Origin of the sequence: Micromonospora sp. NBC_00617 (assembly GCF_045161355.1) — a bacterium.
Taxonomy (GTDB): Bacteria; Actinomycetota; Actinomycetes; order Mycobacteriales; family Micromonosporaceae; genus Micromonospora.
Genome location: NZ_CP107751.1, coordinates 5,387,434 through 5,407,002, shown reverse-complemented (window position 1 = coordinate 5,407,002; position 19,569 = coordinate 5,387,434). Strand labels below are relative to the sequence as shown.

Sequence of the window (19,569 nt, the reverse complement as noted above, 5' to 3'; positions counted from 1 at the left end):
CAATTGAGGGCACCCGCTGTACCAGCGCTTCCAGGAGACCGCGCCGGCCGTCGGCAGCCGTGTCTCCACCCCCGAGGGCGACGGTCGGGTGGTTGGCCACAGCGTCCCGCGAGACGCGGTCACCGTCCGCCTCGACGCCGACGGCTCCCGCTGCTCCTGCTCCCGCGCCTCCGTCTGCTCCCCCCGCCAAGCCCACGACCAGCACTACACCCCCTAACCACCCCCCGGACAAACCTTGTTGATCAAGAGGTTTGCGTCAGAATTCCGGCCCCGGATGACGCAAACCTCTTGATCGACAGGTGGTGGGGTCAGGAGAGGACTATGGGGGGTTCGGTCAGGTGGGGAGTTAGCGGGGCACGGGGGGTCAGCCAGCTCGCGGTGGGGGACTGGTCGGGGTTCACCTGCCAGTCGCGGGCCACCCGGTCCACTCCGAGCGGGTAGACGGTAAGCGTGCCGTCCGGGTCGATGCGCAACCGCAGGAACGACTTGGAGTCCTCGATGCCCTGCCCGGCGAACAGTTCGTTGACGTTCACCCCGAACGCACTGGCGACCAGCAGGTACGCCGCCACCAGCTGACTGGCCACCAGGCCGATGACCGGGCCGTACAGCACCGCCGCGGCGACCGCCGGCAGCGGCCACGGCCAGTCGTAGAACGGCAACGCCAACCAGACCCAGGTGCCGCTAGCGGCCAGCGCCACCTGGGCCACGCCGTGGCTGACGCCGAGAATCCAGTGCCGGACATGCCGCTTGCCGCTGGCGCTGGGCGGCTTGGCGAACAGGGCCGCCGCCACCACCGTCACGAGCACCATCAGCACCAGCGGGACGCTGAACAGTCGCTGGTTGGCGCTGTCGGCCCAGTTCGCCGTCGCGCCCGCCATGGCCAGCATCAGCAGGGTGTGCAGGGTGCCCAGCAGCGTGGCGAAGCCGGGGTTGCGAAACGGCAGCCGGGCGAAGATGCCCCAGCCGTAGCGCCGGGAGCGGGCCGCGTCCGGATAGCGGGCCACCAGGTCGTACGGCTGTGTGCGGCTGGCCCGTCGGGCCAGCGTGTCCCGGGGCGGCACCTCGATGCGCTCCGGCAGCTTGTGCGTCGGGTACAGGTACGCGCCGCCGCCGCCACAGGTGATCAACTGTCGGTCCGGGCCGGCATAGCGGGCGTAGTGGTGCAGGTCGCCGGAGAGGAGCAGCCGCACCTGCGCCCCGGTCGGGTCGATGATGGTCCGGACGAAGTAGTCGATCGAGTCGTACGCCGTAGGAACGTCGGCGGCCTTGACCCAGGTCGGCGACGGCGCCGCGATGATCACCTTCGACTCCGGGGTGAGCCGACGGGCCACCTCGTCGAAGTAGGCCAACTGTGGGTCGTCCAGGTATGAGCCGGACTGGTCGTCGACGCCCAGCAGCCACCAGCCGGCCGGCAACTCCACCGCGAAGTACGAACGCGACTGCCCGGTGCGCCAGCCGGCGAAGTTGCGGTCCCGAGAGCGAACGAACAGCCGCAGGAAGGCGGTCAGGCCGTCGTACCAGTCGTGGTTGCCCGGCACCGCGAACAGCGTGGGACGGTCGGGCGGGGTCGCTGGCAGCGCGGCCTGGTACGGCCCCTTGCACCGGTTCTCGTACTCCGCGTAGGCCGCCGACGGGTACACCTGGTCCCCGCCCATGACCAGGGTCTGCGCACGGGGCAGCCGGTGCCCGTCCACGGTCAGCTCCGGCTGCGCCAGCAGGTACGCGACGGAGTAGGTGGCGTGGAAGCCGTCACCGAGGTCGGCCACGTAGTCGAGCCAGAGCCCACCGTCCGGCCCCGCCTGGCGGAAGATGCCGTCGCCGAAGGCGTTCTGCAACTCGCGCTTGTCCAGGTAGGCGCCGAAGAGGATCGCCAACAGCGTCCGGATGCCGGTGCTGATCAACAGGAACGGGGCCAGCCAGGGCACCGGCTTGCGGGGGGTGAAGCCCAACTCCAGCGGATCGGTGGAGCGCGGCCGGCGAGGGGCCCGCTCCCCGGCGGGCTGCTCGCCCGCCGGGATCTGGTGATCGTCGCGTTCGTCACTCACGCGCCGCAGCGTAGTACCGGTCCGGGCGAGGCGCTGTTCGGTAATAGCCAGATGGCGCTGGTTGTCCGGTTGGTGCTACGGAGGCGCGGGGGGTATCCCGCTCGGTCCGGAGTCGGGGGGTGCCGTACACTTGCTGATCGTTGCCGCCTTAGCTCAGTCGGCTAGAGCGACGCACTCGTAATGCGTAGGTCGACGGTTCGATTCCGTCAGGCGGCTCCATTGAAAGGCCCAGGTCACCGGCTTGATCGCCGATCATGACCTGGGCCTTTCGCTTGCCTTCGCTGGGCCGAGCAGCCAAGCGAGCAGCCAACCTACTCACCGCACCACAGCGCCCCCTCCAGCCGTGCCGCAGCTTCCCGGGCGACCTCAGGGGCCACGTGTGCGTAGATGTTGAGAGTGACGCTGATCTGAGAGTGACCGAGGATCTCCATCACCACACGGGCGGGCACGCCCTGGGCGAGAAGGACGCTGGCCGCCGTGTGCCGCAGGTCGTGTAGACGAACCTGCCGTAGGCCGGCCCGCCGGATGATTTCTCGGAACGACCGGTAGTCGTTACGCGGGTGGACGGGCGTGCCGACGGCGGTGGCAAAGTGCTGGCCGTGCTGGAGCGAGAGCACGGGAAGCCGATTTCGTACTACATCGACGAGCTGAGCTTCCGTATGCCAACGCCGGAAGAGAGCAACGTCCTCAAGCTCGATCCTGGCGTATGCGTGGTCCGAGCCGTGCGGATCGCCTACGACGAAGACGACACACCGCTGGAAGCTTTCGATCAGCTTCTCGCCGGTGACAAGCACGTCTTGGTCTACGAGGTGTCTGCCGAATGAGGCCAGAGCCGATGACGGTCAGGCCGGTCGAGTTGCGCGGCAGCATCGTTCGGCTTGAGCCGCTGACGATGAAGCACGTTGGCGATCTCACGGAAGCGGCGAGCCACGATCAGGTCTGGGCTTACCTGGACGAGGCGACACCGACAGACGAGGAGCCGGTGGCGGCGCTGATCCAGGAAGCACTTGACGAGCAGCAGAGAGGCGAGCGGCTAGCCTTCGCCATCGTCGACGTGACTTCCGGCAACGCCGTCGGCAGCATCAGCTACATCGACATCTCACCGAACCACCACAGCCTAGAAATCGGGTGGGCTTGGCTGACGCCAAGCTACTGGCGTACCGGCGCGATCCGCGAGGCGTCGCACCTGCTCATGCGCCACGCCTTCAACGATTTGGGCACCATTCGCGTGGCCTTCAAGACCGACAGCCGCAATACCCGATCGCAACAAGCCATCAAGGGCCTCGGCGCAACCGAGGAAGGCACCTTCCGGAACCACCGCATCCTGCGCGACGGCCACGTCCGGCACTCGATCTACTACAGCGTCACCGCCGAAGACTGGCCCGCCGTGAGCAGGAAGCTCGACGCGGACAGGGCAGCCAGGGGAGCCCCGGCACTCGGTTGAGCCCCCGGCTGCCGGCGAAGTGGTTCAAAGTTTCTGTACGTCTTCAAGGCGGCCCTGAACGGGCCGCACGCGCCGCCGCCTGGGCGCGCGTCCGTCGCTCCGCTGGCGCTCCGACTCCGGCCACGCAACACGCCCGTCGGCTGGCGCAGAAGCGGGAAGCCCAAGGGGCCGCCGCAGCACGACAGGCCGTTGATGTGGGGAGGTGGTGGGCCGGCAGCCGGCGGGGCCGCGCGACCACGAGCCCGCGCGGCGTCGGAGAGCGCACGCCAGCCGCGTCGGCGAAGAGGCGGCGCCCACGAGGGGTTGCGGCTACTGCGCCTCCGGCGGGGGCGCTCCGGCTCCAGGATGGCCAGGGCTCCGACGGCGGGCGCCGGGTCGAGGGTGGTTGCGGTAGGCCATCCCGCCTGCCATCGACCCGGGCAAGCCGAGCAGACCACCGCCCGACCCGCCAGCGTCCGAACGTGCGTCAAGGCCCGCTTGACGTGGCGGGCCGGGCAGTGCCCCGCCTCCCCTAGGAGGGCGGGTCGACGGCAGACAGTGAAGGCAGTCAAATAGCCGAATGTCCGATTCAAGCATTAGGCTTTGCCTCGTTTTGGAATCCACCAGCAACACGCTGGTCCTTATGAGGTGCGGACTCACGGAGTCCGGCGAGGCGCACCACTGCCAATGCAGCCGGACGAGTTCGGCCTCCGAGGCGAAAGCGCGGGGAGGTGCCGGCTCCACCGACGTGCCGCGGCAACAGGTGGCTGCCGACACCTGCGGACGCGACGCACAGAGCTTGGAACCGAAGCGTCAGGCAACGAGGCAGCAGAGAGGCAGCGAGAGTGCCGACGCGGGTTACCTCGAACTCGAATCGACGACGTCCGGTACCTGCTCGTTGACGCGGGGCGGCACCAGCTGGCAGCGGCCGGCAGTCTGGGACCGCATCCCTCGGCGGGGGTCGTCCAGGGTCGCCTGCGAGACGCCTGTCGACAGCACCGCTGACAGCAGCCGTGCCAGACGCCAGCATGCTGACGAGTCCGAGCATGGATGAAGCTCCGAGCGTGCAGCCGGTCCCGGACGAGCGCAGACGAGGTGCACAGAGCTTGTAAGCGAGGCGTCAGGCATCGAGGCAGCAAGAAGGCAGCGCGAGCCTTCATGCGGGGCAGACCCGAACGCGAACCGTCGAGGCTCGGCACCTGCTCGTCGACGCGGCTACGCACCACCTGACAACGGCCGACAATCCGAGACCGGAACCCCCGGCGGGGTCCGCTCGCTTGCCACGGTTCACCGACCAGGTTCGGCTACCCGTCCAGTCCCCTTGGCGTCAGCACGGCCCGGTCGCCGCTTTCGACGGCGGCGCCGCGCGCGATTGCCCATCTGGGGAGGGCCGTCGCGCGGTTTTCGTCTCGGCTTGGGCCAGCCGTTCAACGGCTCAAGCAGGTCAATGGCAGCGTTGAAGGGGTAGACGGCGAGAATCGGCAGGCCGATGGCCAGCGCTACTGCGAAGGCCCACTCAATCTCGCCATCAGGCCACATCCATTCCGCTCCCGGGCCGCTCACGCGGCCGGCCACGGTAGGTCCCGGCGGCTCATCGCCGTGCATGAACAGTCGCACCGAGTCGAGGTGAAAGTCACCGGTGTTGGAGGTAAAGGGGCCGGCGCAGGTCCAGCCAAGGGTCCAGAACTGCGGGTCCCTTGCCGCTGTGCTCTCCTCACAGGTCACTGCGGCGGAGCCGGGTACCCCCCAGCCGATGGCCCTGACACCATCCCAGGCATCAGGCAGAACGAGGAACCACCACGCCAGCGTGACCGCCAAGGCGATGGAGACCATCACGCCGGACACGAGACGTGTTAACCAGTCGGCTTCCCGCACGGCGCTTGGTAGATGTTTCAGCCTCGGACGACGGGCTGGTCGCCTGCGTGCACGCCGCATCGCTGAAGGATAGCCGCGTTCGGCAACGGCAGAGCCGCGAGACCGGCTGCCCCGAGTCGACCACGGCGCATTACCTCGTCGAGCAGCCAAGGGAGCAGCCAAACCGGCGGTCAGTAGCGGACAACAGCGGACCTCGCCACGATGTCGTGCGCGAGGACCAGGCGGTGGACCAGCACCGGGGTACCGACTCGTAATGCGTAGGTCGACGGTTCGATTCCGTCAGGCGGCTCGGCACAGAAGCCCAGGTCAACGGCCTGGGCTTCGCCGTTTCCCGAGGTCGACGACAGGGCCGCCGACCGTGCCGGTCCGCAAATAGTCCGCATCCCGCGCAGCGACCGCCTCGTCCAGCCGGTTGGTGACCGCGTTCAGGTCGTCACCGAACAGGCCCGCGTACACGTCCAGACGTTGCTCTGCACCCGAGCCTGGTCGTAGCGCAGGTGCCGACCCACCCGGGACGCCGGCGGTAGCGCCACTGATAGAGGGTGCTGACCCGGTACGCCGAGGAAGGCCGGCACGTCCTCAGAGATCCGCCCCCAGGAGGAACTCGCAGACGGTACGCCAAGGGCTCAGGCCCGGCGTTCCGGCGATGAGTCGAACCATGTCGACGGCCGCGTTGATCGGCAGTTGCGCGGAGACCGTTTCCGCGGCGTGGCTCAGGGTGGGATTGGGGGCGTCATGACCGATGGTCAGGTGCGGCACCACCTCGGTGTGCGCCCCGGCATAGGGGGTGGTCTCGGGAAACCGCTGCCACACCGCCGCCGTGAGGTTGCGGAATGGACGGTCTGGCTGCGGGGCAAGCCATACGACCGTGTCACGGAACCAGCCGATGTGAGTCAGCGCAACGTCGAACCGGGGTATGCCGGCAATGGTCTTGCGCAGCACGGTCCGGGCCTGGTCGTTGATCTGCTGCGGAGGCAGGAACGGGTAGAGGACGGTCACGTGTGCCGGCACGCCCCAGGAGGCAGCGGGGTCGAGAGCTTCCCGAAACCGGCGTACCGCTTCCTCGGCCTCGGGGATCGGCACGATGAGCGCCGTCTGTGTCGGTTCCATCCCGGCAGTTTCCCGATCATGGCCGGTGCTGGTCCACGGAGTTTCGCCGCCGCTCGTCTTCGCCGTGCTCGCCGGGCGGTCAGGGCTCTCGTCGTCCGAAGGTGATGCCGCCGAGCTTGCTCTCGGGCGAGGTGACGGTCATCTCGGCCTCGACCGTGAACCCGTTGTCGCCTAGCCAGGCCGCGACCTGGGCCGGTCGGCGGCGGTGCACGCGGATCTTCATCGGGTGGCCGCCGTATCCCTCGGTCTTGAGCGTCGTCTCGTCGCCCACGTGGTAGCCGACCAGCAGCGGGCCTCCGGGGCGCACCACCCGCCGGAAGTGCGCGAGGACCTGACCGAGCCGCTCGTCGGGAATGTGGATGAGCGAGTACCAGGCGACCAGGCCGGCCACCGAGCCGTCGGGCAGGTCGAGATCGGTCATCGAGCCGACCTCGAATCTCAGGTCGGGGTGGTCGTGGCGGGCCACCGCGATCATTCCGGGGGAGAGGTCGATCCCGAAGGCGGCGATGCCCAGCTCGTTCAGGTGCGCCGTGATGCGACCCGGTCCGCAGCCCACGTCCGCGACCGGACCACCACCTGCGGCGCCTACGCCCTCGGCGAACAACGCCAGAGCCGCCCGCTCATAGGGTGCCTGCGCCAGGAAGTCGCGGACCAGGTGCGCGTAGCTGACCGCGACCGTGTCGTAGGACGTACGGGTGTCTGCCAACCAACCGTCGACACTCATGGCGGCCACGCTAGAGGACGGGGGTCGAAAGGGGGGGCGATCGTCCCCGGCTGTGTTACGAGTGTCAGTCCCCCTGTCCATACTGGAAACGCGGTCCTCATCCCCGAGCCGGTGGCCGTGTCCGACCAACCTGTGGAGGTGCTGTCTGTGCCCGCTGCGCCATTGATCATCAGTCTGCCGATCGCCGATCGTCCGACCTCGTACCGCTTCTACCGCGACGGTCTCGGCCTCGAAGCGGTGGGTGAACTGGCCGATGATGGCATCCCGGAGCCGCTGCAGTTCGTTGTCAACGACGGGCTGCGCCTGATGCTCATCCCGACCGGCGGCTTCGGTTGGGTGATCGGTGGACACGAGGTCGCCCAGCGGGGGCAGAGCGAGTGCCTGCTCGGCCTCGGCGCCGCCACCCCGGCCGAGGCGGACGCTGTCGTCGAGCGGGTGCGTGCCGCCGGCGGCGAGGTCCTTACCGAGCCGACCACCCAGCCCTGGGGGTACGCGGGCGTCTTCGCCGATCCGGACGGCCACCTGTGGATGGTGTCGGTCACCCCGGAGTGACCGGCCTGACCCGTCCGTAGGGTCAGACGTAGATCTTCCTGGCGTACTCCGGGCCGTAGTGCCTCTCCAGGTCCTCCAGGCTCTCGGGCGGCACCTCGACCTCCTTGATCAGTCGGGCGCGGGACGGCAGCACGTCGGGCTGCCAGGTCTCCGGCTGCCACAGCGCGGACCGCAGGAACGCCTTCGCGCAGTGGTAGAAGATCTGCTCGATCTCCACCACCACGGCGAGCACCGGCCGGTGCCCCTTGACGACCATGTCGTCGAACCAGGGAGCGTCGCGTACCAGGCGGGCCCGCCCGTTGATGCGCAGCGTGTCGGTGCGACCCGGGATCAAAAAGAGCAGCCCGACGTGCGGGTTGTCCAGGATGTTGCGGTAGCCGTCGGCCCGCTTGTTGCCCGGCCGCTCCGGCAGGGCGATTGTCGTGTCGTCCAGCACCAGCGCGAACCCGGCCGGGTCGCCCTTGGGCGAGACGTCGCAGCTGCCGTCCGCGCCCGCCGTCGCCACCAGGCAGAACGGCGCCGCGGCGAGCCACTGCCGGTCCCGCTCGTGCAGGCGGGCGCGGTCCTTGTTGGCGGCGCGCACGCCCGGCGTGCCGAGCAGTTCGCGTAATTCCTCGTGCGAGGTGATCTCCACCGTCACGCGATCCTCCCCCAACCGTTGACCCGGGTGGCGGCGCCACCGTCGCCAGCCTAGGCCCGCGTGGCCAGCGCGAGGTTTGCCCGGGTCGCCGGGGGTACGGCCTCACCCGACACGCCCGCCGCTCATACCGTCCGCAGCAAAGCCGACCAGTGGAGGCCGGGAGATGGAGAGCCGACTCAAGGTGCTGGGGCACCCAGTCCATCCGATGCTGGTCATGTTCCCGGTCGCGCTGCTGGTCACCGCGCTGCTCTTCGACATCATCGACGCGGTCGGCGGGCCCGACTTCCTCGGCGAGGTCGCGTACTGGAACATCACCGTCGGCCTGATCGGCGGCCTGCTCGCCGCGGCGGCCGGCTCGTTCGACCTGCTGGCGATCCCGACCGGCACCCGCGCGAAGCGGGTGGGTCTGTTGCACGCGGGCGCCAACCTCGCGGTGATCCTGCTCTTCGCCGCCGTGTGGGTGGTCCGGCTCAACGCCGACTCGCGGGCCGCCGGTGGCGCGCTGATCGCCATCGAGGTTGTCGCGGTGGCGATCCTCGGCGTCAGCGCCTGGCTCGGTGGCGAGCTGGTCGACCGGCTCGGTGTGGGCGTCGACCGCGACGCCGGTCTGGATGCGCCCAGCTCACTGCGGCACACCACGGCCACCCGGCGGATCGGAGACGTGCGATGAGCGAGCAGCAGCAGACCGGCGGTTTCGGCCGGGGGTGGCGCGGCCGGCAACAGGGCTGGGATCCGATGGGCGAGTTGCAGTCGCTGCGCGCCGAGCTGAGCAGGCTGGTCGGCGGCCGGGCCGGGTCGTCCGACGTCGAGCTGACCGAGACCGCGGACGGCTGGCAGGTCGTCGTCCGGCTGCCGGGCGTCGCGCCCGAGGAGGTGGCCGTCGAGCTGGACGACCGCGAGCTGTGCGTGCGGGCCCGCTCCGAGGCGGAGGTCAACGCCGAGCAGGGCATTCCCGGTGGTTTCGAGACGCGCGGTTTCGAGTACCGCATCGACCTGCCGTCCCGGGTCGACCCGGACGGCATCGACGCGGTGATGGACCACGGGCTGCTGCGCGTCCGCCTGCCCCGGGCGGCGCGACCCACGGCGCGCACCATCACCGTCGGCCGCACCGGGCCGCGCTCGGGCGGCCTCTCCAGTGGTACGCCGATAGCGGCCGATCCCGCCGCAGACCGGGAGCTGCACCACCCGGACAGCGTCGGCGAGATCGACCGGGAGTAGCGCGTCCACGTGGTCACCCCGTCCCTGCTCGGCCCGACGGCGGGGCGAGTCGAAGACGTGCGCCGGATCGCGGTGCTGCGCGCCAACGCCCTCGGCGACTTCATCTTCGTTCTGCCGGCGTTGGACGCGTTGCGCGCCGCGTACCCCTCGGCGGAGATCGTGTTGCTCGGGGCGCCGTGGCACGCGAAGCTCTGGCGCGACCGGCCCGGCCCGGTGGACCGGGTGCTGGTGGTGCCGCCGGGCCCGGGCATCCGGGAGCCGGAGGCCGGTGAGCCGGCGTCCACGATCGACGACTTCGTGGCGGCGGCCAGCGGCGAGGGTTTCGACCTGGCGGTGCAGGTCCACGGCGGTGGCGCCAACTCCAACCCGTTGATCAGTAGCCTCGGTGCCCGGGTGACGGTCGGGTTGCGCGCCGAGGACGCGCCGCCGCTGGACCGGTGGCTCCGCTACGTGTACTACCAGCACGAGGTGATCCGCTATCTGGAGACGGTGGCCCTGGTGGGCGCTCCGGCGACCACCATCGTGCCGACGCTCGCGGTCACCGACGCGGACCGGGCCGAGGCCGAGCGGGTGCTGGGCCCGCCGGCCCGCCCTCGGGTGGCGCTGCATCCGGGCGCTTCCGACACCCGGCGTCGCTGGCCGGCCGAGCGGTTCGCCGAGGTGGCCCGTGCGCTGCACGGCGACGGGTACGAGGTGCTGGTGACCGGTACGCCCTCCGAGCGGGAGGTGGTGGACCAGGTGGTCGCGGCGGCGGGGGTGCCGGTCCGGCCGCAGGTGGGCACGTTCAGCCTCGGTGGGCTGGCCGGCTGCTACGCCGGTTGCGCGCTGGTCGTCTCCAACGACACCGGCCCGCTGCACTTGGCCGCCGCGGTGGGCACGTCGACGGTGGGCATCTTCTGGGTCGGCAACCTGATCAACACGGCGACGCCGTTGCGCGGCCGGCACCGGCCGATCAGCTCCTGGATGGTGCACTGCCCGGTCTGCGGCGTGGACTGCACGCCGGGCATCTACCCGCACCGGCCGGGTGACGGCGAGTGCCCGCACCGCGACTCGTTCGTCACCGACGTGCCGGTGGCCGAGGTGCTGGAATCGGCCCGCGAACTGCTCAACCCGTAGGCGGCGCTCAGGCCGGCTGTGGGGTGTCCTCGTCGGCGAGGACGACCTCCCACGCTTCCACGTCCCGCTCGGTGACCGTGGTGGGGGTCTCCAGGTGGTAGGCGCCGCTGGGCAGGATGCCCGCCCCGCCGTGGCGGGCCAGCACCGCGAGCTGGGCGGCCACGTCCTCGCCCTGGTGTCTCTCGTGCACCCGCCGCCAGAAGTCGAAGCCCCCGGCGTCGACGAGCTTGGCCCGGTCGTAGAGCACGCACCCGCCGATCCAGGACACCTTGTACGCCCGCCACGCGCCCGGCGGCAGCGCCAGCTCGGCGGTGACGTGCAGCAGGTTGGCCGCCGAGTGGATGCGAGCGCGGTCCCACTCGGGGGTGCCCGGCCGGATCCGCTCCGGGACAGGCCGACCGGCCCACTCCTCGTAGTGCCGATGCGTGTCCGGTCGTATGTCGTCGGTGTACGACAGGCCGTGCACACCGTTGCCGACGAACCCGCAGCCCAGCTCCTCGATCGCGGTGACCAGCCGGTGCAGCGCCCCGGGTTCCAGCCAGACGTCGTCGTCGAGGTTGAGCACGTACCGGGCGGAGGACGCGGCGAGCAGATAGGCGCGGTGCTCGGCCAACCCGCGGCGCGGCAGCCGGCGGGTCAACAGCACCGGGTGGCCCGCGTGGCGTAGCGCCCGGACCATGGTGGCCGCGGCGGGGTGGGCGTACGCCGGATCTCCGTCGGACTGGTCGCTGACCACCACGCCGAAGCCGGGAACCCCGCCCTGGGCGGTGAGCCCGGCCAGGGTGACGGCCAGTTCGGCGGGCCGGTTACGGGTCGGAACCAACACGTCGACCAGCCGGTCGGCACGGAACTCCGCCGGGGTGCCGAGGGCAAGGGGCCGGTTCACGACGCCTGGGTGCGCGGGCTCAGCGACGGGCCGGTGGCGTGCGACGACGGGTCCTGGCTGTGTGACCGGATCCGGTCGATGATCGCCGAGGTGGACCGGTCCGGCACGTACCCCAGCGTGCGCACCTGACCGCCGAGTCGGCGCACCAGCGGCGCCTCCGGCACCAGCTCCGGCGGATAGTCGCCGCCCTTGACGTACACGTCGGGTCGGACCGCCTCGATGAGCGCGGCGGGCGAGTCCTCCTCGAACACCACCACGTGATCCACGCAGGACAACGCGGCCAGCAGGGCGCCTCGGTCCTCGACCGGGTTGACCGGTCGGTCCGGCCCCTTGAGCCGGCGTACGCTGCCGTCCGAGTTGACCGCCACGATGAGCAGGTCGCCCAGGGCGCGGGCCTGTTCCAGGTAGCGCACGTGCCCGGGGTGCAGCACGTCGAAGCAGCCGTTGGTGAACACCACGGACCGGCCCGCCTCGCGATGCTCGGCGACGATCGCGTCCAGTTCGTCGGTGCCGACCACCGCCGGGTGCCCGGCGGTCTCCGGTGGCATGTCGAGGGCGGCGAGCAGGTCGTTGCGCAGGCACACGCAGGTACCGGTGTCGGAGACGGTGATGGTGGCCGCGAGCTGGGCGAGTTGCGCGGCGGTGGGCAGCGGCGCGTCGGCGGCCAGGGCCAGCGTCATCGCCGCCAGGTACGCGTCTCCCGCACCCACCGCGTGGCTCGCGGGGACCGGCGTGCTGTGGCTGCGCCGCCGTTCCCCGTCCGCGCCGCCGACCACCGCGCCGTCGGTGTCCAGGGTCACCGCGACCACGTCCGCGCCGGTGTGCGCGCGCAGCTCGGCGAGGCGCGACTCGGCCAGTACGGCCCGGTCCACGCCCGCTCCGACCTCGGTGTTCACGGTGACGCCGGTGCCGGTGACGCTGAGGCCGTCGCCGGTGAGGGCCACCCGTCCCTCGCTCGGGGTGGGCTCGCCGACCGGGCCGGGCCGGTCGTCGGCGCGGGCCCCGCCCGGGGCGGCGCCGACGCTCAACTCGGACGGCCCGTCGGCGGGATCGTTGTCGGGGTGTTCCAGGTGCAGGTCGGTGCCGGCGGTCGAGCGGTTCGCGCCACCGGTACGGGCCAGCAGCCGGGTCGCCTCGGCGAAGCTGGGGGTGACCACCGTCGGCGCGAGCCCCCGCCAGTCGGCGAGGTCGTGGGCGTCCAGCGCGACCGTGGCGTACCGCTCGCGTTGTTCGACAAGCCACGCGCGGACCGGCGCGGGCAGCGCGCCCAGGCCGTAGTCGCAGACCACCAGGGTCGGCGCCTCTCCGCCGGCAGCGGCGCGCAGCTCCTCGGTGGCGCAGTCCAGCGCCGTGAGCAGCCGGTCCACCCCGTCCAGGTCGAGCGCGTCGTCCGCGTCGCCGGAGTCCTCCCGCAGCAGGATCTGGTTGCCGGCGAGCATCCGGCGCTTCACGGGGGTGGGCCGACCGGGCTGGTTGACCGTACGGTCCCAGACGCCGGCCCGGTCCAGACAGTCGTGCAGTTCGTCGCCGGCTACGTCGGCGCCGACCGGCGCCACCAGCACGGCTCGACCGCCGAGGGTGGCGACGTTGACCGCGGTGTTCGCGGCCCCACCGGCGGCGGAGATCCGTCGGCGCAGGGTGAGGACCGGGGCGGGTGCCTCCCGGCAGAGCCGGTCGGAGTCGGCGAACCGCCACTCGTCCAGCATGGCGTCGCCGATGATCAGGACCGGTCGCCCGAGCCAGCTCTCCACGACGGTGGCGAGCCGGCGCTGTTCCGCTGCTGCTCCTGCCATGCCTCCCCGGGTCCCCAGCGGCCCCCGGGACAAACCTGCGCCGGGACCGGCTGCGCCGCGGGTCGGCGGCTTTTCGTCCCACCCTCGTCGAGGGGGTGCCCGTCGTTACCGCCGTGTGGTGTTTCGGGCGTTGGTGGTCGGGAACGGAGTTGAGGTACCCCGGAAAGGAGATGTACCGAGATGGCAGCGACACTGCAGGGCAAGAGGATCGCCTTCCTGGCCGCCGACGGCGTCGAGGAGGTCGAGTACGTCCAGCCGCGCGAGGCGGTCGAGAACGCCGGCGCGACGGTCGAGCTGGTCTCGCTCAAGCCCGGTTCCATCCAGTCCTTCAACCACCTGGACCAGTCCAAGACGTACGACGTGGACGTCACCGCGGACAAGGCGGACGCCGCCGGGTACGACGCGCTGGTGCTGCCGGGCGGGGTGGCGAACCCGGACTTTCTGCGGTCCGACCCGGACGCGGTGCGGTTCGTGAAGGCGTTCTTCGACGCCGGCAAGCCGGTCGGGGTGATCTGTCACGGCCCGTGGACGCTGATCGAGGCGGACGTGGTGCGTGGCCGGCGGATCACCTCCTGGCCCAGCCTGCGGACGGACCTGACCAACGCCGGCGCCACCTGGGTCGACGAGGAGTGCGTGACGGACGGCAACCTGACGAGCAGCCGCAAGCCCGACGACCTCCCCGCCTTCTGCGCAAAGATCACCCAAACCTTCACCACCCCCTGACCCCCCACCCTGTTGATCATGAAGTTATTGCCGGCTCACCCGGCGTGTCGTGGCAATAACTTCATGATCGACCGGGTGGCGGCGGGGTGGGGTATGGGAGCGGTGGGGTTTTTCTCGGGTATGGGGCATGTTCTCCGGTGGTCGGGAAAGAGGGCTTGATGACCACCGAAGCCTCTGCCGCGCCGGTACTGAATCGCCAGCAGATCCGGCTGCTCATGCTGGGCCTGATGACGGGCATGCTGCTGGCCGCCCTCGACCAGACCATCGTCGGCACGGCCCTGCCGACCATCGTCGGCGAGCTGGGTGGGATCAACCACTACTCGTGGGTGGTCACGGCGTACCTGCTCGCCTCGACCGCGTCGACCCCGCTGTACGGCAAGATGGCCGACCTGTACGGGCGTCGCCCGGTCTTCCTCTTCTCGATCGGCACGTTCCTGCTCGGGTCGCTGCTGGCCGGCCTGTCGCAGAACATGACCCAGCTGATCGTCACGCGGGGCATCCAGGGCCTCGGCGCCGGTGGTCTGCTGACGCTGGCGTTCACGATCATCTCGGACGTGGTCTCGCCCCGGGAGAGAGGCCGCTACCAGGGTCTGTTCGGGGCGGTGTTCGGCATCGCGTCGGTGGCCGGCCCGCTGGTCGGTGGGTACTTCGCCGAGACCGACTGGCGGTGGATCTTCTACATCAACGTCCCGCTGGCGATCCTGGCCATCGTGGTCTGCTACCACGTGATGCGGCTGATCCCGTTCGAGCGCCGGGACCACGCGATCGACTGGCTCGGCGCCGGCCTGCTGGTGGCCGGGGTGAGCTGCCTCCTGCTCGCGCTGAGTTGGGGCGGCAACGAATACCCGTGGGGTTCCGGGCTGATCATCGGCCTCTTCGTCGCCGGTGCGGTGCTGGCCGTGCTCTTCGTGCTTCAGGAGGCGCGGGTCGCCGAGCCGATCCTCCCGCTGCGGCTGTTCCGCAGCGCCACGTTCGCGCTGGCCAACTCCGCCGGCTTCGTGCTCGGTCTGGTGATGTTCGGGTCGATCATCTTCATCCCGCTGTACCTCCAGATCGTCAAGGGCGCCTCGCCGACCCGCAGCGGTCTGCTGATGCTGCCGATGATGGCCGGCATCATCGTGACCTCGATCCTCACCGGACGGGCGATGAGCCGGATCGGCCGGTACAAGTGGTTCCCGGTGGCCGGGGCGGCGACCCTGGTGCTCGGCATGCTGCTGTTCACGCGGTTGCAGGTGGGCACGTCGCTCTGGATGGCGTTCGGCTTCATGGTGGTGATCGGCGTCGGCCTCGGCCTGTGCATGCAGTCGCTCGTCCTCGCGGTGCAGAACGCGGTCTCCGTCCGCGACCTGGGCGCGGGTACCTCGTCGGCGACGTTCTTCCGGTCGCTGGGTGGTTCGTTCGGGGTGGCGATCCTCGGCACGGTGCTCTCGTCGCGGCTCAACTCGCAGCTCGCCGACCGGCTGCCCGGTGCGATCGCCCAGCTTCCACCGGAGCAGCGGGCCGCGGTCGCGGCGAATGGCGGCACGAACATCTCGATCAACGACCCGGCGACCATCATGGCCCTGCCCGGCGCCGTCCGGGCCGCCATCCAGGCGTCGTTCGTGGAGTCGCTGCACCTGGTCTTCCTGACCACCGGGCTCGTCGCCATCGTGGCGGTGCTGGTCACCCTGGCGCTGCCCAACCACACCCTGCGGGGGGCGGCCCCGGAGGGCGTCACCGGCGGCGCCGACCCGCTGGGTGGCAAGGCCGCGGCGGCGGGCGGCAAGCCGCTGACGCGCGAGTCCAAGGAAGAGGCCGCCGCGGACATGGAGTCCAAGTCCCAGACGATGATCTGACCGCGCCCGTCCGACCGTCCCGGAATCTCCCCGGGGCGGTCGGCGTCATCCAGCCGCCTCAGCCGAACGGCGCATGCCCCGACTTCCGTGATCTGGAGCCGACCAAGCTCGCTACTTGAGGATCAGTCGGTTGGTCTGCTCGAAGACGTCCAGGTCGGCCAGGGTTTCCAACACCGATCCGGAGAGCGGAGTGGGGAACCTGTCGCGGGGGAAGAAGCCGGCGTCGGTGGTCTCGTCGGTGACCCGGGTCAGCTGCCCGTCCCACTCCTCGACCTTGAACGCGGTGGTGAAGACCTGGTACGTGTGCCCGTACATGTTGGTGCTGGTCCGGTCCGGGCCGGTGTAGAGGGCGAACGCGCAGACCCGCAGCGCCCGCAGTCCGGTCTCTTCGCGGACCTCGCGGACCGCGCAGTCGGCGATCGACTCGCCCAGTTCCATGGCACCGGCGGGCATGGCCCACTGGCCGTTGTCCGAGCGTTGGATGAGCAGGATGCGCCCCGCGTTGTCGCTGACCACGGCTCGGGCGCCGACGAACATCAGCGTCCGGTCCCCGGCGAGCGCGCGCAACTGCCCCACGTATGAGTCGGCCCAGGAGATGCTCACCTGCGACAATTTACGGGGGTTCCCAACGTGTGACCGCCGACACTAGCTTGTTACCCATGCGTAGCACGATGATGGACGCCCCCCTGCAGGTCTCCCGGATCCTCGACCACGGCGCAGGGGTGCACGGCACCGCCGAGGTGGTCACCTGGACGGGCGCCGAGCCCCGCCGGATGACGTACGCCGAGGTGGGCCGCACCGCCGCCCGGCTGGCCCACGCGCTGCGCGACGAGTGCGGCGTCACCGGCGACGAGCGGGTCGCCACCTTCATGTGGAACAACAACGAGCACCTGGTGGCCTACTTCGCGGTGCCGAGCATGGGCGCGGTGCTGCACACCCTCAACCTCCGGCTCTTTCCCGACCAGGTCGCCTACATCGCCAACCACGCGCAGGACCGGGTGGTGCTGGTCGACACCACCCTCATTCCGCTGCTGGCCAGGGTGATCGGCGAGCTGAGCACGGTGCGGCACGTGGTGGTGGTCGGCGGTGGCGACCCGGCGTCGCTGGTGGCCGCCGCCGGCGACCGGATCACCGTGCACCACTGGGACGCGCTGCTGGCCGACCGGCCCGAGGTGTACGACTGGCCGGAGGTGGACGAGCGGGACGCCGCGGCCCTCTGCTACACGTCGGGCACCACCGGCAACCCGAAGGGCGTCGCCTACTCGCACCGGTCCATCTACCTGCACTCGTTGCAGGTCTGCATGCCGGAGGGCTTCGGTCTCGGGCCGACCGACCGGGAGTTGGCCATCGTGCCGATGTTCCACGCCATGTCCTGGGGTCTGCCGTACGCGGCGTTCCTGTCCGGCGCGTCGCTGATCATGCCGGACCGGTTCCTCCAGGCCGCGCCGATCGCCGAGATGATCGCCGCCGAGCGGCCCACCCTGGCCGGCGCGGTGCCGACCATCTGGACCGACCTGCTGGCCTACCTGGACAGCCACGACGTGGACACGTCCTCGCTCACCGAGGTGATCGTCGGTGGCTCGGCCTGCCCACCGGCGTTGATGCACGCGTTCGACGAGCGGCACGGGATCGACGTCATCCACGCCTGGGGGATGACCGAGATGTCGCCGCTGGGGTCGGTCTCCCGCCCGCCGGCGGGGGCGACCGGCGAGCAGTCCTGGCGCTACCGCTACACGCAGGGTCGCGTGCCGGCCGGGGTGCAGGCGCGCATCGTCGGGCCGCTGGGCGAGCCGCTGCCCGCCGACGGCACGGCCGTGGGCGAGTTGGAGGTCCGCGGGCCGTGGGTGACCGCGCGGTACGTCGGTGACGACGCCCCGGATGAGGAGAAGTTCCGCGACGGTTGGCTGCGTACCGGCGACGTGGGCATGCTCTCCTCGGACGGGTACATCACGCTGACCGACCGGGCGAAGGACGTGATCAAGTCCGGCGGTGAGTGGATCTCGTCGGTGGAGTTGGAGAACGCGCTGATGGCGCACCCGGCCGTGCTGGAGGCGTGCGTGGTGGGCGTGCCGGACGAGCGGTGGGACGAGCGGCCACTGGCGACCGTGGTGGTCCGCGAGGGCGCGTCGGTGACCGCCGAGGAGCTGCGGGACTTCCTGGCCGGTTCGATCGCCCGGTGGCAGTTGCCCGAGCGGTGGGCGTTCATCGACACGGTGCCGAAGACCAGCGTCGGCAAGTTCGACAAGAAGGTCGTCCGTTCGCGGTACGCCGACGGTGGGCTGACTGTCCGGGAGCTGACAGCACCGTAACGTTTTACCGGGCACTGTCGCCTATTGGGCAGAGGGAGTACTCCTGACATTCCTCCCCAGGGGCGGCCCCGGCGTTCGCACCGCGCCGGGGCCGCCCGCTCCACGCGGGGTTATCCCGCACCGTCATTGTTGCGAAAATTGTTCGCGTCTGTCCTGATGACGGGGAAATCGGGTGTCCAGCGACCCGTTCAGGCGTCGCTGGTGGTGATCAGCACCTTGCCCACCACCGAGTCCTCAACCGCCTGGTGCGCAGCGGCCGTGTCGGCCAGCGGATAGTGGTGCAGCGGCAGACCGGCGTCCGCCCCGACCCGGAGGCCGCCCTGGTTGGCCGCCGCCGCTACGTCGATCACACCCTGCGCCTTGGCCGCCTTCGGCTCCGTGTAGACCAGCACGAACTGCCAGCGGGCGTTCACCACGTACAGCGGGCGGATCGGGAGCGTCACCTCGGTGCCGCCGTTGTCGGCGTACACGCAGACCGCGCCACCCTGCCGGATCATCTGCACGTCGGCCGCCGCGTTCGTGGCCGGCGCGACCTCCACGATCGTGTGGACGCCGTGGGGAGCGATCTTGCCGACCTCCTCGACCACGTCCTGCTCGCGATAGTTGATCACATAGGAGGCGCCGGCCGCCGCCGCGAGCTGTGCCTTCTCCGCGCTGCTCACCGTGGCGATCACTGTCGCATCGGCCCAGCGGGCGAGCTGGATCGCCGCGTTGCCGACCGCGCCTGCCCCACCCTGCACCAGCACGGTGTGATCGGCCAGCGCACCGGCGCGCAGCGCGTCGGGCATGAACTCGCCGGCCGTCAGACAGCGGTGCGCGGTGAGGAACGGGATGCCCAGGCTGGCTCCCAGCTCGAACGAGGCGTCGCCCAGGGGAACCGCCTGCCGCACCGGCACCAGCGTGTACTCCGCGGCGGTGCCCCACGGCCGCTGCCAGGCCGCCTCCCAGATCCAGACCCGCTGGCCGATCAGCTCACGGTCGACCCCCTCGCCGACCGCCTCGACCACGCCCGCGCCGTCCTGCCCGGGGATCTGCCACCCGTCCGGCGGGAAGGCCCGCCGCGACTTCCAGTCCGTCGGGTTCACCCCGGACACCGCCAGCCGGACGAGCACCTCGCCCGCCCCCGGCTCCGGCACCGGCCGGTCGACCAGCTCCAGCACGGAAGGGTCGCCGGTGCGCTCGTACACGATGGCCTTCATTCGTGGTCTCCTCACCCGTCCGGCGACTGGCACCCGGGTCGAGCACCGCCGGCTGCGGTACCCCGCTCAGTCCCCGTCATGCCGACCCCGCCGGCCCCGGAAAAACCGTATAGCGCGGCAG

20 protein-coding genes, 1 tRNA gene and 1 pseudogene are annotated in these 19,569 nt (G+C 70.7%); 11 read left to right on the top strand and 11 right to left on the bottom strand.

Annotated elements, in window-relative coordinates; genetic code table 11:
- Positions 1-10 precede the first annotated feature (10 nt).
- Positions 11-217, top strand: a pseudogene (locus OG505_RS24865) (regulatory iron-sulfur-containing complex subunit RicT); the annotation flags it as partial.
- Between the two features lie 91 nt (positions 218-308).
- On the opposite strand, the gene OG505_RS24860 reads toward OG505_RS24865, so the two are convergent.
- Positions 309-2,045: a metallophosphoesterase family protein gene (locus OG505_RS24860; protein ID WP_405428070.1), complete on the bottom strand. Its 1,737-nt coding sequence runs from the start codon at positions 2,043-2,045 to the stop codon at positions 309-311.
- 142 nt (positions 2,046-2,187) lie between these two features.
- Between OG505_RS24860 and OG505_RS24855 the strand changes: the two genes are divergently transcribed.
- Positions 2,188-2,264 (top strand) — tRNA-Thr (locus OG505_RS24855).
- Positions 2,265-2,356: 92 nt separating this feature from the next.
- Here OG505_RS24855 and OG505_RS24850 read toward each other — a convergent pair.
- Positions 2,357-2,662, bottom strand: a complete 306-nt coding sequence (locus tag OG505_RS24850; RefSeq protein ID WP_405428068.1) for a site-specific integrase — start codon at positions 2,660-2,662, stop codon at positions 2,357-2,359.
- On the opposite strand from OG505_RS24850, the gene OG505_RS24845 reads away from it, so the two are divergent.
- A complete protein-coding gene (locus tag OG505_RS24845; RefSeq protein WP_405428066.1) occupies positions 2,606-2,869 on the top strand; it encodes a UTRA domain-containing protein in 264 nt (87 codons plus the stop codon). The two genes, OG505_RS24850 and OG505_RS24845, sit on opposite strands and share 57 nt — an antisense overlap.
- 11 nt (positions 2,870-2,880) lie before the next feature.
- Positions 2,881-3,489 carry a GNAT family N-acetyltransferase gene (locus OG505_RS24840; RefSeq protein WP_405428064.1) on the top strand — a complete coding sequence of 203 codons (609 nt, stop codon included), beginning with the start codon at positions 2,881-2,883 and terminating at the stop codon, positions 3,487-3,489.
- Positions 3,490-4,755: 1,266 nt separating this feature from the next.
- Here OG505_RS24840 and OG505_RS24835 read toward each other — a convergent pair.
- The 4 genes from OG505_RS24835 to OG505_RS24820 all read right to left on the bottom strand — a co-directional run bounded on the left by OG505_RS24835 (position 4,756) and on the right by OG505_RS24820 (position 7,177).
- Positions 4,756-5,304 (bottom strand): hypothetical protein, encoded by a 549-nt coding sequence (locus tag OG505_RS24835; RefSeq protein WP_405428062.1) that lies wholly within the window; start codon positions 5,302-5,304, stop codon positions 4,756-4,758.
- A gap of 345 nt (positions 5,305-5,649) precedes the next feature.
- Positions 5,650-5,799 (bottom strand): hypothetical protein, encoded by a 150-nt coding sequence (locus tag OG505_RS24830; RefSeq protein WP_405428060.1) that lies wholly within the window; start codon positions 5,797-5,799, stop codon positions 5,650-5,652.
- A 123-nt stretch (positions 5,800-5,922) separates the two neighbouring features.
- Positions 5,923-6,453, bottom strand: a complete 531-nt coding sequence (locus OG505_RS24825) for a 2'-5' RNA ligase family protein (protein WP_405428058.1) — start codon at positions 6,451-6,453, stop codon at positions 5,923-5,925.
- Between the two features lie 79 nt (positions 6,454-6,532).
- Entirely contained in the window at positions 6,533-7,177 is a 645-nt protein-coding gene (locus tag OG505_RS24820) for a class I SAM-dependent methyltransferase (protein WP_405428056.1), read from the bottom strand.
- A 147-nt stretch (positions 7,178-7,324) separates the two neighbouring features.
- On the opposite strand from OG505_RS24820, the gene OG505_RS24815 reads away from it, so the two are divergent.
- Complete coding sequence (locus OG505_RS24815) at positions 7,325-7,729, top strand: VOC family protein (RefSeq protein ID WP_405428055.1); 405 nt, start codon at positions 7,325-7,327, stop codon at positions 7,727-7,729.
- Between the two features lie 22 nt (positions 7,730-7,751).
- Here the strand turns inward: OG505_RS24815 and OG505_RS24810 are convergent, their stop codons facing one another.
- A complete protein-coding gene (locus OG505_RS24810; protein ID WP_405428052.1) occupies positions 7,752-8,369 on the bottom strand; it encodes a pyridoxamine 5'-phosphate oxidase family protein in 618 nt (205 codons plus the stop codon).
- Between the two features lie 163 nt (positions 8,370-8,532).
- On the opposite strand from OG505_RS24810, the gene OG505_RS24805 reads away from it, so the two are divergent.
- From OG505_RS24805 to OG505_RS24795, 3 genes are read left to right on the top strand one after another with little or no spacing between them, the layout of a single operon-like run.
- Complete coding sequence (locus OG505_RS24805; RefSeq protein WP_405428050.1) at positions 8,533-9,039, top strand: DUF2231 domain-containing protein; 507 nt, start codon at positions 8,533-8,535, stop codon at positions 9,037-9,039.
- The gene (locus OG505_RS24800; protein ID WP_405428048.1) at positions 9,036-9,587 is read left to right on the top strand and encodes an Hsp20/alpha crystallin family protein; all 552 of its coding nucleotides are present in this window, start codon (positions 9,036-9,038) and stop codon (positions 9,585-9,587) included. The genes OG505_RS24805 and OG505_RS24800 overlap by 4 nt, the downstream gene beginning before the upstream one ends.
- A 9-nt stretch (positions 9,588-9,596) precedes the next feature.
- Positions 9,597-10,703 (top strand): glycosyltransferase family 9 protein, encoded by a 1,107-nt coding sequence (locus OG505_RS24795; RefSeq protein ID WP_405428046.1) that lies wholly within the window; start codon positions 9,597-9,599, stop codon positions 10,701-10,703.
- Between the two features lie 7 nt (positions 10,704-10,710).
- On the opposite strand, the gene OG505_RS24790 is transcribed toward OG505_RS24795, so the two are convergent.
- A complete protein-coding gene (locus OG505_RS24790) occupies positions 10,711-11,589 on the bottom strand; it encodes a glycosyltransferase (RefSeq protein ID WP_405428044.1) in 879 nt (292 codons plus the stop codon).
- Complete coding sequence (gene rfaE2 / locus OG505_RS24785) at positions 11,586-13,382, bottom strand: D-glycero-beta-D-manno-heptose 1-phosphate adenylyltransferase (RefSeq protein ID WP_405428042.1); 1,797 nt, start codon at positions 13,380-13,382, stop codon at positions 11,586-11,588. Before rfaE2 ends, OG505_RS24790 begins: the two co-directional genes overlap by 4 nt.
- A gap of 180 nt (positions 13,383-13,562) precedes the next feature.
- Here rfaE2 and OG505_RS24780 point away from each other — a divergent pair, with 180 nt between their 5' ends.
- Together OG505_RS24780 and OG505_RS24775 are read left to right on the top strand one after the other, a co-directional pair.
- Positions 13,563-14,105, top strand: a complete 543-nt coding sequence (locus tag OG505_RS24780) for a type 1 glutamine amidotransferase domain-containing protein (RefSeq protein ID WP_405428040.1) — start codon at positions 13,563-13,565, stop codon at positions 14,103-14,105.
- Positions 14,106-14,263: 158 nt separating this feature from the next.
- Complete coding sequence (locus OG505_RS24775; protein ID WP_405428038.1) at positions 14,264-15,940, top strand: MDR family MFS transporter; 1,677 nt, start codon at positions 14,264-14,266, stop codon at positions 15,938-15,940.
- A 111-nt stretch (positions 15,941-16,051) separates the two neighbouring features.
- Here OG505_RS24775 and OG505_RS24770 read toward each other — a convergent pair whose 3' ends face one another.
- Positions 16,052-16,543 (bottom strand): NUDIX domain-containing protein, encoded by a 492-nt coding sequence (locus OG505_RS24770; RefSeq protein WP_355134399.1) that lies wholly within the window; start codon positions 16,541-16,543, stop codon positions 16,052-16,054.
- A gap of 56 nt (positions 16,544-16,599) precedes the next feature.
- Between OG505_RS24770 and OG505_RS24765 the strand changes: the two genes are divergently transcribed.
- Positions 16,600-18,249, top strand: coding sequence for a fatty acid--CoA ligase (locus OG505_RS24765; protein ID WP_405428035.1), 1,650 nt, complete (start codon positions 16,600-16,602; stop codon positions 18,247-18,249).
- A gap of 188 nt (positions 18,250-18,437) precedes the next feature.
- Here OG505_RS24765 and OG505_RS24760 read toward each other — a convergent pair whose 3' ends face one another.
- Positions 18,438-19,448, bottom strand: a complete 1,011-nt coding sequence (locus tag OG505_RS24760) for an NADPH:quinone reductase (RefSeq protein ID WP_405428034.1) — start codon at positions 19,446-19,448, stop codon at positions 18,438-18,440.
- Between the last annotated feature and the right edge of the window lie 121 nt (positions 19,449-19,569).

Bases quoted from the DNA above. Each gene is read 5' to 3' on its own strand.
- OG505_RS24765 (WP_405428035.1), top strand. From the start codon at position 16,600: ATGCGTAGCACGATGATGGACGCCCCCCTGCAGGTCTCCCGGATCCTC.
- OG505_RS24760 (WP_405428034.1), bottom strand. From the start codon at position 19,448: ATGAAGGCCATCGTGTACGAGCGCACCGGCGACCCTTCCGTGCTGGAG.
- OG505_RS24775 (WP_405428038.1), top strand. From the start codon at position 14,264: ATGACCACCGAAGCCTCTGCCGCGCCGGTACTGAATCGCCAGCAGATC.
- OG505_RS24840 (WP_405428064.1), top strand. From the start codon at position 2,881: ATGACGGTCAGGCCGGTCGAGTTGCGCGGCAGCATCGTTCGGCTTGAG.
- OG505_RS24820 (WP_405428056.1), bottom strand. From the start codon at position 7,177: ATGAGTGTCGACGGTTGGTTGGCAGACACCCGTACGTCCTACGACACG.
- OG505_RS24825 (WP_405428058.1), bottom strand. From the start codon at position 6,453: ATGGAACCGACACAGACGGCGCTCATCGTGCCGATCCCCGAGGCCGAG.
- rfaE2 (WP_405428042.1), bottom strand. From the start codon at position 13,382: ATGGCAGGAGCAGCAGCGGAACAGCGCCGGCTCGCCACCGTCGTGGAG.
- OG505_RS24805 (WP_405428050.1), top strand. From the start codon at position 8,533: ATGGAGAGCCGACTCAAGGTGCTGGGGCACCCAGTCCATCCGATGCTG.
- OG505_RS24780 (WP_405428040.1), top strand. From the start codon at position 13,563: ATGGCAGCGACACTGCAGGGCAAGAGGATCGCCTTCCTGGCCGCCGAC.
- OG505_RS24800 (WP_405428048.1), top strand. From the start codon at position 9,036: ATGAGCGAGCAGCAGCAGACCGGCGGTTTCGGCCGGGGGTGGCGCGGC.